The following is a 13,747-nucleotide window of genomic DNA, read 5'->3' on the forward strand; positions in this document are numbered from 1 at the left end:
GAATTGCAGTCCTCGGCCCAGTCGATGACGGCAATTTCCGAAGAAACCTCGACCCAGGCGACGGCGGTGGCCGCGGCTTCCGAAGAAGCCTCGACCAACGTTCAGACGGTAGCCTCGGCAGCCGAAGAACTGTCCTCGTCGATTAGCGAGATCAGCCGTCAGGTTCAACAGTCGACTGAAATCGCAGGCTCTGCGGTGGGTGCCGCCCAAAAGGCCGATGAGATGGTCCAGGGTTTGGCCATGTCGGCCCAGAAAATTGGCGAAGTTGTCGAAATGATCACCGACATCGCCGATCAGACCAACCTGCTGGCCCTCAACGCGACCATTGAAGCGGCCCGCGCCGGTGACGCCGGCAAGGGTTTTGCGGTTGTTGCCTCCGAGGTTAAGAACCTGGCCAACCAAACCGCCAAGGCGACCGAGGAAATCGGTGGTCAGATCAACGGCATCCAGAGCGCCACCCAGGATTCCGTTCAGGCCATTCAGGGCATCACCAAGACCATCGGCGAGATCAGCGAAATCGCTTCGGCGATTGCGGCGGCGGTCGAAGAACAGGGTGCGGCGACATCTGAAATCGCCCGCAATGTTGAGCAGGCGGCAGCCGGTACCGGCGAGGTATCATCCAACATTCAGGGTGTCACCCAGGCCGCCGGTGAAGCGGGCTCGACGTCCTCGCAGGTGCTCGGTGCGGCCAACGAGCTTTCCGAGCAATCCGAGTTGCTGAAAGTCGAGGTCGACAAGTTCATGGATCAGGTCAGAAAGTCTTGAGCCTGATGGCCCAGTTATATGACTTTTGCACTTACCGCACCAACCGCCTGCTAGGATACTTTTCCCGGCAGGCGGCGACGGTGCGCTTGCACTTAAACAGCAACCGCCCTCACCTAACAACCATTGGTCAATGGCTTGATAAGTACAGCAATACCTTAAGGTTATTTAATTTTAAACTGCACGAGCAGCAGTTGGCTTGCCGACAATCCTTAATGTTTAACGAGAAATGTCAGCAGACTCTTGATCGCCTGGATTTTGAGGAGCTTGTTGAATTTCGGGATTGCCTAGAAAGCCGAATATCGAAGAAACGATCCTGAAGGTGTAGGAATTACATCTGGAGCTCTAAAAAGATAATGGAGCCCTTTTTTTATACTTCTTTCATGGTTCCTAGTAATCGCTCCACATCCAGCACCACCATTAACTTGCCTTCAAGCCGAAAAACACCGCTGGCGAATTCTCGCCATAGTGAATCCAGGGTGCCGGGATTGCTTTCATAAAGGTCGCTGGCAAGGCCGACGACGTCGCCTACCTTATCGACGAGCAATGTGTAAAGCTCGTGATTATGTTCAATGGTAACGCCCATGCTCTCACTGGGATTTTCCTGTTTGCCCAGACCAAGGCGGACACGCACATCGATGACCGTAACAATACGTCCACGCAGATTGATGGAACCTTTTACTTCTGGCGGGGCCAGCGGAACCGAGGCAATGGTCGTTGGCGTCAGAATATCCTGAACCTGCAAGACAGGGATGCCGAACATCTGATCCTTTATTGTAAAGGTAACAAAGTTCTCGAGATTGTCTCCGCCGATGGCATCAATATCGTGACCACTCGTCGTTGCGAGAGCTTGGTTCATTTCACGTCTCCAAAGTCTAAATAAATAAAATCTATCTGTTGGTGATCAATATAGTCGCTTTTTTGTTATTCCCACTCATAAAATTTAACATTTATCGATAAATTTCAACCACTAACAGTATCAAGCCAGGTTCTGATGGCTTCAATTTGCTCATCTACCATCAATGACGGAGCATGGCCTGTAGCAGGAAATTCAATTAATTCAGCAGCCGGGCCCCTCTCCAGCATCTGGTGAGCAACGTCGCGTGGCAGGACATCGGATTGCTCGCCTCGCAGGATCAGAACCGGACAGCTCACTTGCTCCCATAGGGGCCACAGGTCAATGTTCTGAGCCGCCGCCTGCCGGAAAGGAATGGCTATGGCCGGATCATAATGAAGACGCCAGGAACCGTCTGTGTTCTCGCGGCCACCATGATGGCACAGGTGATCCCATTGCTCGTCGTTTAAGGGGCCAAAGGTTGAATGGACATTCATTAAATAGGTTTTCAGGGATTCATAACTCGCAAACGTTTCGTTATGTCCAACGTATTCAGCAATCCGTTTCAGGGCCTCTGCCGGAACAAAGGGGCCGATATCATTGATGACCAATGATCTGATCGGTGAATTGGGCTGGGCAGCCAGTGACAGACCGATCAAGCCGCCAAGAGAGGTGCCGACCCAGTCAACCTGCTCAACCCCAAGACGGGCGATCATCGCGGTCATATCAGACATGTACACAGGAAGAGCGTAATCAGTTGGCTCGCCCAGCCAGTGGCTATGGCCACGGCCCGGTAAATCGGGACAAGCGACCCGGCAGTCCGATCCAGCAAGATCGGCAGCGAGAAAGTCAAAATCCCTGCCGTTACGAGTTAGCCCATGGACACAGACAACTGTCCGTTCAGCGTCTGCACCGCCCCAAAGGGAATAGGCTACACGGTGAAACCCGTGCGGCCCAAGGCTTAGAAAGCCATCTTCTGTATGTTGAACACTCACTTGAATTTCGGCCTTTTTGAAACGGTTGATTTGCAGGTCTGTTATTTGCGAACATCAAACATCATTACGGGATTCTATATCTATTTATGCAAGCCGTCCGGGGGAATCATACCATGAGCAAAATAAAAATTGCCTTTGCCACAGCAATTCTGTTGGCAAGTTTTTCGCTCAACGCCTGCACACCGACCATTCTGCAGGAAGCCGCCCAATCGGCTTTTGAAGACCGTATTACCGAAAACCAAATTACCGATCTTAAAATCGCCAGTTATCTGCTCAAACAACTGATTGAGACAGACAAAAACCTTGCCCTTGATATCGGCATTGATGTTTGGGAACAACGGCTGTTGCTGACCGGCGGGCTGGATAATACCGAGACCATCAACAAGGTTTTATCGCTGGCCAGCGCCGATAGTCGGGTTAAGACCCTGTACAATGAAATCCGCCTTGTTTCGACCAGCGAACGCGACCAGCGTCGCCAACAGGCGGAAAGCCGTGACAGTGCGGAAAGCGGTGGCGTCCAGCAGACCGTCAATGACTACTGGCTTGAAACAAAGGTCAAGGGGCAGTTGCTTACAGCCAAGGATGTGCATTCGGTCAACTACCGCTGGCGTTCGGTCATCAATACCATTTACATCATCGGCCGGGCCCGCTCACAAGAAGAGCTGGACACGGTCTTGGCCATTATTCGCGACACCAAGGGCGTCAAAAACGTCAAAAGCTTTGTCGAGATCAGGCCGGTATCCTGACAGTATGAAAACAACAGGTCCTTTATCGGGCATTACGGTTATCGACCTGACACGGGTTCTGGCGGGCCCTTATTGCACCATGGTGCTGGCTGATCTTGGCGCCCGGGTGATTAAGGTGGAAACCCCTGCCGGGGGAGACGACGCCCGCCATTTCGGACCTTTTATGGGTTCGGACGATGATCAAAAGTCCGCCTATTTCATGTCATTGAACCGGGGCAAGGAAAGCATTGCCCTTAACCTGAAAGATGATGCTGACAAGCTGGTCTTCGAGCAGCTTTTATCCGAAGCCGACATTCTGGTTGAGAACTATCGTCCGGGAACCATGGAAAAACTCGGTTACGGGTGGGATACGCTCAGCCGGACATATCCACGGCTTATTTACGCTGCCGCGTCCGGCTTTGGTCACAGCGGTCCCTACTCAAAGCGCCCGGCTTACGATCTTGTCGTCCAGGGTATGGGCGGGGTGATGAGTTTGACCGGCCACCCTGATGGCGAACCGACCCGCGTTGGCACCTCAGTTGGCGATATTACGGCAGGTCTGTTCACCACAATCGGCATCAATGCAGCACTTTTTCATCGTCAGCAAACGGGCCGGGGTCAAAAAATTGATGTTTCCATGCTTGATTGTCAGGTTGCTATTCTGGAAAACGCCATCGCCCGCTACGCTGCCACCGGTGAAGCCCCGGGCCCCATCGGCGCGCGGCATCCGTCGATCACACCTTTTGACGCTTTCAAGGCCTCAGATGGCCACTTGATCATCGCCGCTGGCAACGACACCCTTTTTGCAAATTTGTGCGAGGTCATCGGTCAGCCTGATTTGGCAAAAAAACCGCTGTTTGAAAGCAATCCATTAAGAACCGAACACAATGCAGCCCTGAAAGACGAGTTGGAAAAGGCCCTGAGCGTTAAACCCGTGGCCCAGTGGCTGGATATTCTTGAACAGGCAGGCGTTCCTTCAGGACCGATTAACAGTGTCGATCAGGTTCTTGCCGATCAGCAGGTCAATGCCCGGAATATGATTGTCAGCGCCGGTTCGTTAAAAATGGCCGGCAATCCGATCAAGATGTCAGCTTTTGATGATCCGCCAACCCGCACCCCTGCCCCGGACCTTGACGCGAACAGACAGGCAATCATCGACAACCTGTCAAAAACAGACGATTAATTTCGGTAGAGATAGAGCTTCGTTTGCCGGTTGTCGTTCAGCTCAAGCACTTCATCGGCCTGAACGTCCTCAACGTCGAACGAATTACTGATGAACAGGCTTCCCGGTTCCATTTCCGCCTTCACTTTCTCGTATAAACGGCTCATGGGAACCGGCGACAGGAACGCATAGACGACCTGATAGGCAGACAGGTTCTCTTTCCAGAAATTTTCCGAACGCATTTCAACATTTTTCAAGCCGCACCACTGCCAGCGAAGCTTTGAAATAAACGCAGGTATGGGGGCAGATTCCATGGACAGTATCTGTGCGTCCGGTCTGTTACGGGCCAGATACAGGGCCGTACCGCCAACCCCGCCACCCAGATCAATAATCCGGATGCCTTCTTTTTCAGGCAACACTTGCGCCAAAGCCGCCCAGGTCGTGGAATTGCTTAGGTAAAGCGGAATTCCGTCGCGGGCGCTGTTCCAATAAATTAAGGCGCACAGGCCAAAAAGCAGCAGCCAGACAAAGGCGGGGATTTGTAAATGGGCGGAATAAAAAGCGGCAAAGGGAAGCGCCACCTGAACCACAGTCCACCATTTGGCCAAGCCAAAAAATATTCCGATCGTGGCTGCGACAACACCCTGAACGGCAAAAATAACCGGTAGCGACGGCATCGTGTCGTTAAATGAGGTATAAATTGGGAAAATCACTAAAAACAGTGAGACAGCTGCCAGGAATTGCGAACCAAACAGCATCACCACTGGCATTTTCAGGAAACTGCGGGCGCTCGACAGGTGTTCCATGGTGGCGATCAGGCTATCCGGCCATAGGCACCGTCGAAATAAAGCAAGGGCTTGCCTTCCTCGACTTGTGCGATCCTATTAACCCGCCCGACGATAATCAGGTGATCGCCACCATCGTGGACGGCATCGATAATACATTCAAGATTGGCCAGACAACCGCTCAGAATCGGCACCCCCGTATCCCAGGTGTCAAATTCCACTCCTGCGAATCGGTCCTCAATTTTAGAAGAAAACTTAACCGACAGTTCCTGCTGATCCTCGTCCAGCATATTAAGGGCGAAACCGTCACCTTTGTTAAAGGCATGGATACTGGCCGTTGACTTGTCCAGACAAAAAAGCACCAGTGGCGGCGCCAGCGACAAGGATGTAAAAGCGTTGACGGTCAGCCCTACGGCAATATTATCCTTGGATTTACCGGTTACGACGGTGATACCTGTGGCAAAGCGGCCAAGAACTTTTCGGAATGTTAATTTATCGATGCTCACGTATTTTTTCCTGATAGAATTACCTTGTGCGGGTGGGCCATTTTTCTTTACCACAGTATTCGATTGAAAACTGTTCCAGCCATGGGCGAACTTGGTCTATTGTCTGCCAGCAAACAATTGAATGTATAAACATATTTTTGAAACTTATAGCCTTCGGACTGCAAATGCGAGAACATCCAGACACGAATAAAAATGAGCAACGGATACCCGGGGGATTCGCCTAAATGTTCGCAATAATTGGGTATGTTGTCGTTATAGGCAGTGTTATCGGTGTCTACATGGCTGGTGGCGGTCATTTGGACGTGCTTTGGATGCCGTTTGAATTTCTTATCATCTTCGGCGGCGCCCTGGGAGCGTTCGTGGCGGGCAATCCCGGTGTATTAAAACGCTCAATTGGGGCATTGGGAACCTTCCTAAAAGGTCCGACATACAAGGCTGACGATTATATGGAGCTTATCGGCGTTCTTTATTCGGTCTTCAAACTTGCCAAAAGCAAAGGCGACCTAGCCCTTGAAGCACATGTAGAAAACCCCCATGAAAGCGCCCTGTTTCAAAATTTTCCAACCTTTATCGAAGATCACCATGCCGTTGAGTTCCTATGTGATTATTTACGCATGTTGACCCTTGGCACGTCGAACGCCCATGAAGTCGCAGAAATCATTGATGTTGAATTAGGCCTGCACCATGATGAAGATCATGCCGTCGCGGGAGCGCTTCAAGGACTAGCCGACGCAACCCCGGCATTGGGTATTGTCGCCGCCGTGTTGGGTGTTATCCACACCATGGGGTCGATCACCGAACCGCCCGAAGTTCTGGGCCACCTGATTGGCGGCGCGCTGGTCGGTACGTTTGCCGGTATCCTTATCGCCTATGGTTTCCTCGCCCCCATCGCCCAATCCGTCGGCTCAAGTTTTGAAGCCGATTCAAAATACCTTAGTTGCATCAAGGCTGGCCTGATAGCCCATATGCAGGGGTATGCACCGCAGGTATCGGTGGAATTCGTCCGTAAAAGTCTTCCCGGAGGCGTGCGGCCAACGTTTGCCGAAGTCGAAGAAATGATTGGCGAACTACCGAGTTAGCACATGGCAGATCAACAACCCATTATCATCAAGAAAGTCTACAAGTCCGGTGGTGGACATGGCGGTGGCGCCTGGAAAATCGCTTACGCCGATTTCGTGACCGCGATGATGGCCTTTTTCCTGCTTATGTGGTTGCTCAATTCGGTGACCCAGGAACAACTCGAAGGCATCGGCAATTACTTCGCACCGTCGACGGCTTCAACAAGTACTTCAGGTAGCGGCGACGTCCTGGCCGGCAAGACGATTGGCGAGGAAGGTGTCTCCGAACAAGACGCTTCAAGGCCCAGTGTTGTCGTCGATTTGCCACCGCCAAAAATCGGGGCCGCTGACATCAAGGATATCGAGGATGGTGAGGCTTCGGCCCAACAACTTGAAGAACTGCAAAAACAACAAGAAGAAGCCCAGTTCGACAAAGCCGAAGATGCTCTTAATGAAGCCATTCAGGCCGCGCCACAGCTCAAACAGCTGGCAGAAAGCCTGATGATCGACAACACCCCTGAAGGCTTGCGCATTCAACTGGTTGATCAGGAGGGGCTGGCGATGTTCCCCAGTGGCGGATCAGATATGTACCTTCATGCCCAAAAGGTGCTTGAACTTGTCGCCCAGGTGATTTTGGAAATGCCGCAAAACATTGCCATTTCAGGTCATACGGACGCGGTACCTTTCGTCAGGAACGATGGTTTTAGCAACTGGGAACTGTCAGCTGACCGGGCCAATAATGCCCGCCGGGTCTTAAAAGGATTGGGCGTCGATGAAAATAGAGTCGCCCGGGTCGTCGGTCGCGCCGATACCGAACCCCTGATGCCCGATGACCCCAAGAATGCTCGCAACCGCCGCCTGTCCATCGTCCTTTTGCGCGGCACCGGTATCCAGCCTGTACCCCAGCAAACTCAAGAGAGCACTCAGGAACAACCCGCAGCTTCTACCCCAATCGTCGCACCCATTGCGGCACCTGATAACGCTGCTGCGGAAGATGAACAGCCTGAGAGCAGTCCATTGTTTGATGATGAGGAAACTCAGCAATAGGTCACCGACATGCGTCATAGCCGCCTACTGGCCCCGACAAGTGGCACCCATTACTTCTTCACCACCGCCCCTTTGCCTTGCCCGTATTTTGCCGACAGGGTCGAGCGTCGCGTTATAACCGAACTTGGCGGCGGTCACGCCCAACCCCTGCATGAAACCCTGACTCGCGCCGGATACAGGCGTTCGCACGGCATCGCCTACGCCCCGGCCTGTCCCGGTTGTGATGATTGCGTTGCCGTCAGAATTCTCGCCGACCAGTTCACACCTTCACGCACCCAGCGCAAAATACTGTCCCGCAATTCTGAACTTGAAGTGATTGAAGTCGCCCCCCTCGCTAATGAAGAACAGTTTGCACTGTTTACGACCTATCAAAATTCGCGTCACGCCGGTGGCGACATGGAAAGTATGGATTTTTCCGATTATCAATCCCTTGTCGAAGAAAACATCATTGATACGGCGCTGGTCGAATTCCGCCACGAAAACAGACTGGTAGGCGTTATTTTGATCGATAAGCTCAGCGACGGATTATCTGCCGTTTACAGCTTCTTCGACACTGACATGGAAACACGCAGAAGCCTTGGTACATATATGATTTTGTGGCTTGCTCAGCACGCCCGTGCACAGGGGTTACGCTATGTCTATTTGGGCTTCTGGATCGATGGCTGCCGAAAGATGTCTTATAAAACAAGTTTCCAGCCCCTTGAGATGTATTCCTCCAATGGCTGGCAAGTGCCACAAAGCAAGCAGGATCAAGAGCCTTCAGAATAATATAATATGTAAAAAGGTATAAGTTTATTGAAGTGAGCGGCACAATCGGGCATTTTAAATTCTTAACTTTGGCAAGAACCAAAGCTCGAAGTTTAAAACCAATAATTTGTCAAATTCCAGGGAGGATTTATTTCCATGAAACGTAGAGAATTTTTGAAAAAAGCCAGTGTTGCTGGCGTTGCAGGTGCCGCAGCAGCCTCGACGTTGGCTGCACCCGCCATCGCGCAATCACGCATTGATATGGTTATGGTTGCTACCTGGCCACGGGATTTCCCCGGCCTCGGCACCGGCGCCCAGCGTCTTGCCCAGCGTATCAATGACATGACCGAAGGCCGCATCAATGTGCAGTACTTCGCCGCCAAAGAACGTGTTGGCGCCTTTGACTCCTTTGATGAAGTCGCATCGGGTAATGCACAGGCTTATCATGCCGCCGATTACTACTGGAAAGGCAAGCATCTGGGTTGGGCCTACTTTACCGCCGTTCCCTTCGGCCTCACCTACACAGAAATGAATGCCTGGATCCGCTTCGGTGGCGGCCAGCAATTGTGGGACAAACTGGCCGGTAAATTTGGCCTGAAAAACCTGATGGCCGGTAACACCGGTGTCCAGATGGGCGGTTGGTTCAACAAGGAAATCAATTCAGCCGACGATTTCAAGGGCCTGAAAATGCGTATTCCCGGTCTGGGCGGCGACGTGCTGGCCAAATTGGGCGCCTCACCTGTTTCAATTCCCGGTGGTCAGATTTATGAAAACCTGGTTTCCGGCGCCATTGACGCGACCGAGTGGGTTGGTCCCTGGAATGATCGCTTTATGAAGTTCTACGAAGCGGCCAAATACTACTACTTCCCCGGTATGCATGAACCCGGCTCGACGTTGGCCCTGGGCATGAATGCTTCCTGGTGGGGTACCCTTTCGAAGACGGATCAAACCATCATCGAAGCTGCCGCCTCCATGGAAAATGATGTCATGATGGCTGAATACAACGCCAAAAGTGGTGAAGCACTTGCCGATCTGGTCCAGAACCAGGGCGTCAAGCTGCGTGAATTCAACGATGACGTCTATGACAGCTTCGGCGTTGCCGCGGCTGAAGTATTTGAAACCGTTCGTTCACACAGCCCGCTTGCTGGTGAAATTCACGAAAGTTTCCTGGCAGCCCGTAAAGATCTGGGTGCCTGGTCGAAAATTTCCGATCAGGCCTATGTGGCCCAACGTAACCGCGTCCTCGGCGTTTAAGTCGAGACTGCCAAGACCATGCGAAAGCGGAGCCCATAAAACAAGGGCTCCGCTTTACGCTATCTATCCTTTGCAAATTTCAATAACGACCATTCATTTATGACAGCGTTATCTGACAATTCAGTTGCTTATGAAATAAAGCCGACAGCCTTGGGCTTGCGCGCTCTGGCATACGTCGCGATAGCATTTTGTCTGCTGTTTATTTTTAATAATTTTCTGATTTTCTGGCAAGGTTGGCCAGGGGTTGATGTCCTGTTCGCCCATTATGGCCTATTGGGGATGGAACCGCCAAAATCGCCACTTGAGGGTACGAGATTAACCCTGGGCTGGTTGCAGTTCTTTATCTATTCAGGTTCAATTGTGGCCAGCATTGTCTTTGTCATGATGACCCGTTCACGCTCCATGCTTGCGGATTCAGAGACCATGGCGTTCCTGGCTGCCTACATCGTTCGCTCTGCCTTTTGGTCTATCTTGCTCATTGGTATTGCCGATATCACCATTTCATTTCTCAGGGTTGAAGATTTTATGGAACAGATGTTCGGCCTGGAAATGACCAAGGAGCTGGGACGGGCCAGTTACCGGGGCATCCACATTCATTATCCCCTGATTGCGATTGGCTTCATCATCGGCCTGTTCACCCGTTCACTGGGCTTTATCTGGTTGGCGTTTTTAATTGTCCTGGCTGAGTTGCTGATCGTTATCACCCGCTTTGTCTTTTCCTACGAGCAGGCTTTCATGGGTGATCTGGTGCGTTTTTGGTACGCCGGCCTGTTCCTGTTTGCCAGCGCCTACACCCTGATCGAGGAAGGCCATGTACGTGTTGATATTTTGTATACGAGCTTCAGTGATCGAGGCAAGGCCTGGTCCAACGCCATTGGCTCGCTGATTTTAGGATTACCGGTGTGCTGGATTATTTTGATTTTTGGCATGTGGGGTAAATCCAACCTGATTAATGCTCCGCTCCTCAGTTACGAAGTGACCCAGAATGGCTACGGTATGTTCGTCAAATACCTGATGGCGGGTTTCCTGATGATCTACGCGGTCTCAATGATGGTGCAGTTTATCGGTTATTTTTTGAGCAACGCCTCCATTCTAATAGGCGAACCCCAGCCACCCAAAAAAGAAAAGCCGATTGATAACATGAACAGTGGCTCCGTGCTTTTAGATGCCCTCGAACCAAACGAGCAGAAGGCTTAAAAGAAACCATGGAAGTCATTTTTCTCTTGCTGCTGGTTATTCTGCTGATTTCTGCCCTGGCTTCAGGATTCCCCGTTGCCTTTGCCCTGCCCGGCTCGGCCATTATCACAATCGGTGCGGCGTCATTATTCGGTTATCTGTTTGCCGGTGATGCCGGTGCTTTCTTCGCCCAGGGCGGCCCCATGCAATGGATCAATGCCGCCATCACCAATTTCCGGGGGATTTATTTCGAGGTCGAACGCGACACCCTGATCGCCATTCCGCTGTTTGTTTTCATGGGCATCATGCTGCAGCGCTCGAAAATCGCCGAAGACCTGTTGATCGCCATGGCCCAGTTGTTCGGGCCGGTTCCGGGTGGACTTGGAATTTCTGTGGTTTTTGTTGGCGCCTTGCTGGCCGCCACGACCGGCATCGTTGGCGCGACAGTGATCGCCATGGGGCTGATTTCCCTGCCGGTGATGCTGCGTAATAATTACAACGTTCCCTTGGCTACGGGTACCATCGCCGCTTCGGGAACGCTGGGGCAAATTATCCCGCCGTCTATTGTCCTGATTATTCTGGCCGATCAGCTGTCCAGCGCTACTGACCGCGCCGGCACGCTTCGCAAGCAGGAATTCATGGACACCACTGGCTCATCGTCCATGCCGGCGGAATTCGGCCTGACATCAACCAGCGCCGGGGAAATGTTCCTGGGCGCACTGTTCCCCGGGCTGGTTCTGGTCGGCCTGTACATGGCTTACATCCTGATTTATGCCCTTATCAAGCCAAAGGCCGCCCCGCCGGTTCCCTACAAGGGGAAGTACGACCGTGAATTCTACAAGCGGGTAGTTTTGTCACTGGTGCCACCGCTGACGCTTATTTTTGTTGTTCTGGGCTCGATTGTTCTTGGCGTCGCCACGGTCAACCAGGCCGGCGCCATTGGCGCCGTTGGCGCCATGGTGATGGCTGGATACCGGTTGATGGATGGCAAAAAGGGGGCCTTCACACCGGCCATTATGGCCATCATCTCGGTCGTGATTATCGGATTGTTGCTCAACAACTTCGATATCAACATCAAGGCGGCAAAAACCACCGAAGACGTCGTCGTCATCTTCCTGGCATTAGCGGCTGTTACTGTTTTCCTGTTTGCCATCGGCTGGACGGCATGGCGCACTTACACCATCAATGACACCCTGGGCGGTGTGATGATTGAGACGGCAAAGACGACGTCGCTGGTGTTCATTATTCTGCTGGGGGCCGCCATGCTGACAGCGGCGTTCCGCGCCTTTGGCGGAGAAGAACTGGTCAAGCACTTCCTGAACGGGTTGCCGGGCGGTTTTATCACCAAATTTCTTGTCGTCATGTTTGTTATTTTCCTGCTTGGTTTCTTTCTTGATTTCATTGAAATCGCCGTCGTCGTGGTGCCGATTATCGCCCCGATCCTACTCGCCGATACATCGGCCAACGTCACCGGTGTCTGGCTTGGTGTGATGATCGGGGTCAACATGCAAACCTCGTTCTTAACGCCACCTTTCGGTTTTGCCCTTTTCTATCTTCGCGGCGTTGCCCCGGCGACGGTTCGCACTATTCAGATGTACAAGGGCGTCATCCCCTTCATTTTGCTGCAACTTGCAGGTCTGGCAATTGTTGGCGTGTTCCCGTCGCTGGTGAATTACCTTCCCAACCGGGTCAATTTAACCTCAGAAACCGCGCCACCACCGCGTAATCCCCGCTTGCAGTTGTGTGTCGAGGAAATGCTCTTTGCCCAATATGACGTTAAGGGTGAAGCGTTGAAGAGCGCCTTTGCGGCAGCTCAAACCCTCGATATCAGCTATCTTCCCCCGAAGCAGCGCACCGCCCTTGAAGAAGGTTTTGTTGCGGCGACAAAAACTTTCAGCCTTGTTGATCGTGTCCGCCAAGCAGATACAGCGCTCAGCTCCTATATCCCCGACTACACACCCCTGCACCGTGAAGCTCGTGATATTGAGGCAAAAATTCGCCGTATGAAAGCCGCAAGCAAAAAGCAGCAAGAGCTGATGCGCAGACAGTCCGGCGGAGACAGTCGGGCAATGGAGCAGGAAATTGACTCCATAAATGCCGCCGTTGCCGAACTTGAGAAAACCATTCCGGAAAACTGGAAAGCATCACGTGATGGTTATCTGAAACTGGCCAAGGCAAACAAGGACGCACGCAGGAAGTACCGCCGCACTGTTGATGATGCCTATGAGCCGCTTGCCGAAGTGATAAAAATCATCGCCGACGCCGACGCCCTGGCGGCAATGGAAAGCCAGATCAAGGCGCTGGTGGGGATCATTGCCAGCAAACCCCATAAGGAAGCAGCCGAGGACATAAAACTTGTCGAAAAATCCCTTGGCGCGATCAAGGGCGCAAACCCGATCAGGTCAGGGCTTTCCAAAGTCAGGCGGGCATTCAGGGGCAACACGCCCAATCCTGAAAAAGCCGCCAAGGAACTGACCAAGGCTCTCGCCACCTACGCCTCGGAAGTGACATGGCGCAAACGGGCGGCCAGTGAACTGGCGGCAGGCCTGAATGACTATGACATGGTTATCCGCGACACCATCGGCCTGCGCCAGCAAGAACGCCTAAGCCCCGAACAGGCAACAGAAGTCGCCAGCTGCAGGGCCGTGCACCGGGATATTTCTCTGGATTTCTAGGGTTTGAACGCCGCTACCTT

14 protein-coding genes are annotated in these 13,747 nt (G+C 52.4%); 10 read left to right on the forward strand and 4 right to left on the reverse strand.

The features are described from left to right. A partial coding sequence (locus HOL66_14095; protein MBT5245363.1) for a chemotaxis protein occupies positions 1 to 765 on the forward strand: 765 nt, incomplete at its 5' end. Continuing rightward, on the forward strand, positions 762 to 1,082 hold the full coding sequence (locus HOL66_14100) for a hypothetical protein (protein MBT5245364.1): 321 nt from the start codon (positions 762 to 764) through the stop codon (positions 1,080 to 1,082). The genes HOL66_14095 and HOL66_14100, both read left to right, overlap by 4 nt. A gap of 50 nt (positions 1,083 to 1,132) precedes the next feature. Here HOL66_14100 and HOL66_14105 read toward each other — a convergent pair whose 3' ends face one another. Continuing rightward, the gene (locus tag HOL66_14105; GenBank protein MBT5245365.1) at positions 1,133 to 1,621 is read right to left on the reverse strand and encodes a chemotaxis protein CheW; all 489 of its coding nucleotides are present in this window, start codon (positions 1,619 to 1,621) and stop codon (positions 1,133 to 1,135) included. A 104-nt stretch (positions 1,622 to 1,725) separates the two neighbouring features. Then, positions 1,726 to 2,592 (reverse strand): alpha/beta hydrolase, encoded by an 867-nt coding sequence (locus HOL66_14110; GenBank protein ID MBT5245366.1) that lies wholly within the window; start codon positions 2,590 to 2,592, stop codon positions 1,726 to 1,728. Between the two features lie 113 nt (positions 2,593 to 2,705). Here HOL66_14110 and HOL66_14115 point away from each other — a divergent pair, with 113 nt between their 5' ends. Both HOL66_14115 and HOL66_14120 read left to right on the forward strand, forming a co-directional pair. Beyond that, entirely contained in the window at positions 2,706 to 3,338 is a 633-nt protein-coding gene (locus tag HOL66_14115) for a BON domain-containing protein (protein ID MBT5245367.1), read from the forward strand. A gap of 4 nt (positions 3,339 to 3,342) precedes the next feature. Then, positions 3,343 to 4,500 carry a CoA transferase gene (locus tag HOL66_14120; GenBank protein MBT5245368.1) on the forward strand — a complete coding sequence of 386 codons (1,158 nt, stop codon included), beginning with the start codon at positions 3,343 to 3,345 and terminating at the stop codon, positions 4,498 to 4,500. Here the strand turns inward: HOL66_14120 and HOL66_14125 are convergent. Continuing rightward, on the reverse strand, positions 4,497 to 5,285 hold the full coding sequence (locus HOL66_14125; protein ID MBT5245369.1) for a class I SAM-dependent methyltransferase: 789 nt from the start codon (positions 5,283 to 5,285) through the stop codon (positions 4,497 to 4,499). The genes HOL66_14120 and HOL66_14125 overlap by 4 nt on opposite strands. A gap of 8 nt (positions 5,286 to 5,293) precedes the next feature. Next, the gene (locus HOL66_14130; protein ID MBT5245370.1) at positions 5,294 to 5,770 is read right to left on the reverse strand and encodes a flavin reductase family protein; all 477 of its coding nucleotides are present in this window, start codon (positions 5,768 to 5,770) and stop codon (positions 5,294 to 5,296) included. A gap of 224 nt (positions 5,771 to 5,994) precedes the next feature. Between HOL66_14130 and motA the strand changes: the two genes are divergently transcribed. The 6 genes from motA to HOL66_14160 all read left to right on the forward strand — a co-directional run bounded on the left by motA (position 5,995) and on the right by HOL66_14160 (position 13,727). Next, positions 5,995 to 6,849, forward strand: a complete 855-nt coding sequence (motA, locus tag HOL66_14135) for a flagellar motor stator protein MotA (GenBank protein ID MBT5245371.1) — start codon at positions 5,995 to 5,997, stop codon at positions 6,847 to 6,849. Between the two features lie 3 nt (positions 6,850 to 6,852). Beyond that, complete coding sequence (gene motB, locus HOL66_14140) at positions 6,853 to 7,875, forward strand: flagellar motor protein MotB (GenBank protein MBT5245372.1); 1,023 nt, start codon at positions 6,853 to 6,855, stop codon at positions 7,873 to 7,875. A 9-nt stretch (positions 7,876 to 7,884) separates the two neighbouring features. Next, on the forward strand, positions 7,885 to 8,643 hold the full coding sequence (locus HOL66_14145) for an arginyltransferase (GenBank protein MBT5245373.1): 759 nt from the start codon (positions 7,885 to 7,887) through the stop codon (positions 8,641 to 8,643). A gap of 135 nt (positions 8,644 to 8,778) precedes the next feature. Further along, positions 8,779 to 9,876: a TRAP transporter substrate-binding protein gene (locus tag HOL66_14150; GenBank protein MBT5245374.1), complete on the forward strand. Its 1,098-nt coding sequence runs from the start codon at positions 8,779 to 8,781 to the stop codon at positions 9,874 to 9,876. A gap of 192 nt (positions 9,877 to 10,068) precedes the next feature. Beyond that, on the forward strand, positions 10,069 to 11,073 hold the full coding sequence (locus HOL66_14155) for a TRAP transporter small permease subunit (protein MBT5245375.1): 1,005 nt from the start codon (positions 10,069 to 10,071) through the stop codon (positions 11,071 to 11,073). Between the two features lie 8 nt (positions 11,074 to 11,081). Beyond that, complete coding sequence (locus HOL66_14160) at positions 11,082 to 13,727, forward strand: TRAP transporter large permease subunit (protein ID MBT5245376.1); 2,646 nt, start codon at positions 11,082 to 11,084, stop codon at positions 13,725 to 13,727. Positions 13,728 to 13,747: the final 20 nt, after the last annotated feature.

The organism is Rhodospirillaceae bacterium (genome assembly GCA_018662005.1).
Taxonomy (GTDB): Bacteria; Pseudomonadota; Alphaproteobacteria; order Rhodospirillales; family JABHCV01; genus JACNJU01.

What these genes read in the sequence shown, in the direction of transcription:
- HOL66_14105 (MBT5245365.1), bottom strand. Translation starts at nt 1,621, where the DNA reads ATGAACCAAGCTCTCGCAACGACGAGTGGTCACGATATTGATGCCATC.
- HOL66_14115 (MBT5245367.1), top strand. Translation starts at nt 2,706, where the DNA reads ATGAGCAAAATAAAAATTGCCTTTGCCACAGCAATTCTGTTGGCAAGT.
- HOL66_14120 (MBT5245368.1), top strand. Translation starts at nt 3,343, where the DNA reads ATGAAAACAACAGGTCCTTTATCGGGCATTACGGTTATCGACCTGACA.
- HOL66_14125 (MBT5245369.1), bottom strand. Translation starts at nt 5,285, where the DNA reads ATGGAACACCTGTCGAGCGCCCGCAGTTTCCTGAAAATGCCAGTGGTG.
- motA (MBT5245371.1), top strand. Translation starts at nt 5,995, where the DNA reads ATGTTCGCAATAATTGGGTATGTTGTCGTTATAGGCAGTGTTATCGGT.
- motB (MBT5245372.1), top strand. Translation starts at nt 6,853, where the DNA reads ATGGCAGATCAACAACCCATTATCATCAAGAAAGTCTACAAGTCCGGT.
- HOL66_14145 (MBT5245373.1), top strand. Translation starts at nt 7,885, where the DNA reads ATGCGTCATAGCCGCCTACTGGCCCCGACAAGTGGCACCCATTACTTC.
- HOL66_14150 (MBT5245374.1), top strand. Translation starts at nt 8,779, where the DNA reads ATGAAACGTAGAGAATTTTTGAAAAAAGCCAGTGTTGCTGGCGTTGCA.
- HOL66_14160 (MBT5245376.1), top strand. Translation starts at nt 11,082, where the DNA reads ATGGAAGTCATTTTTCTCTTGCTGCTGGTTATTCTGCTGATTTCTGCC.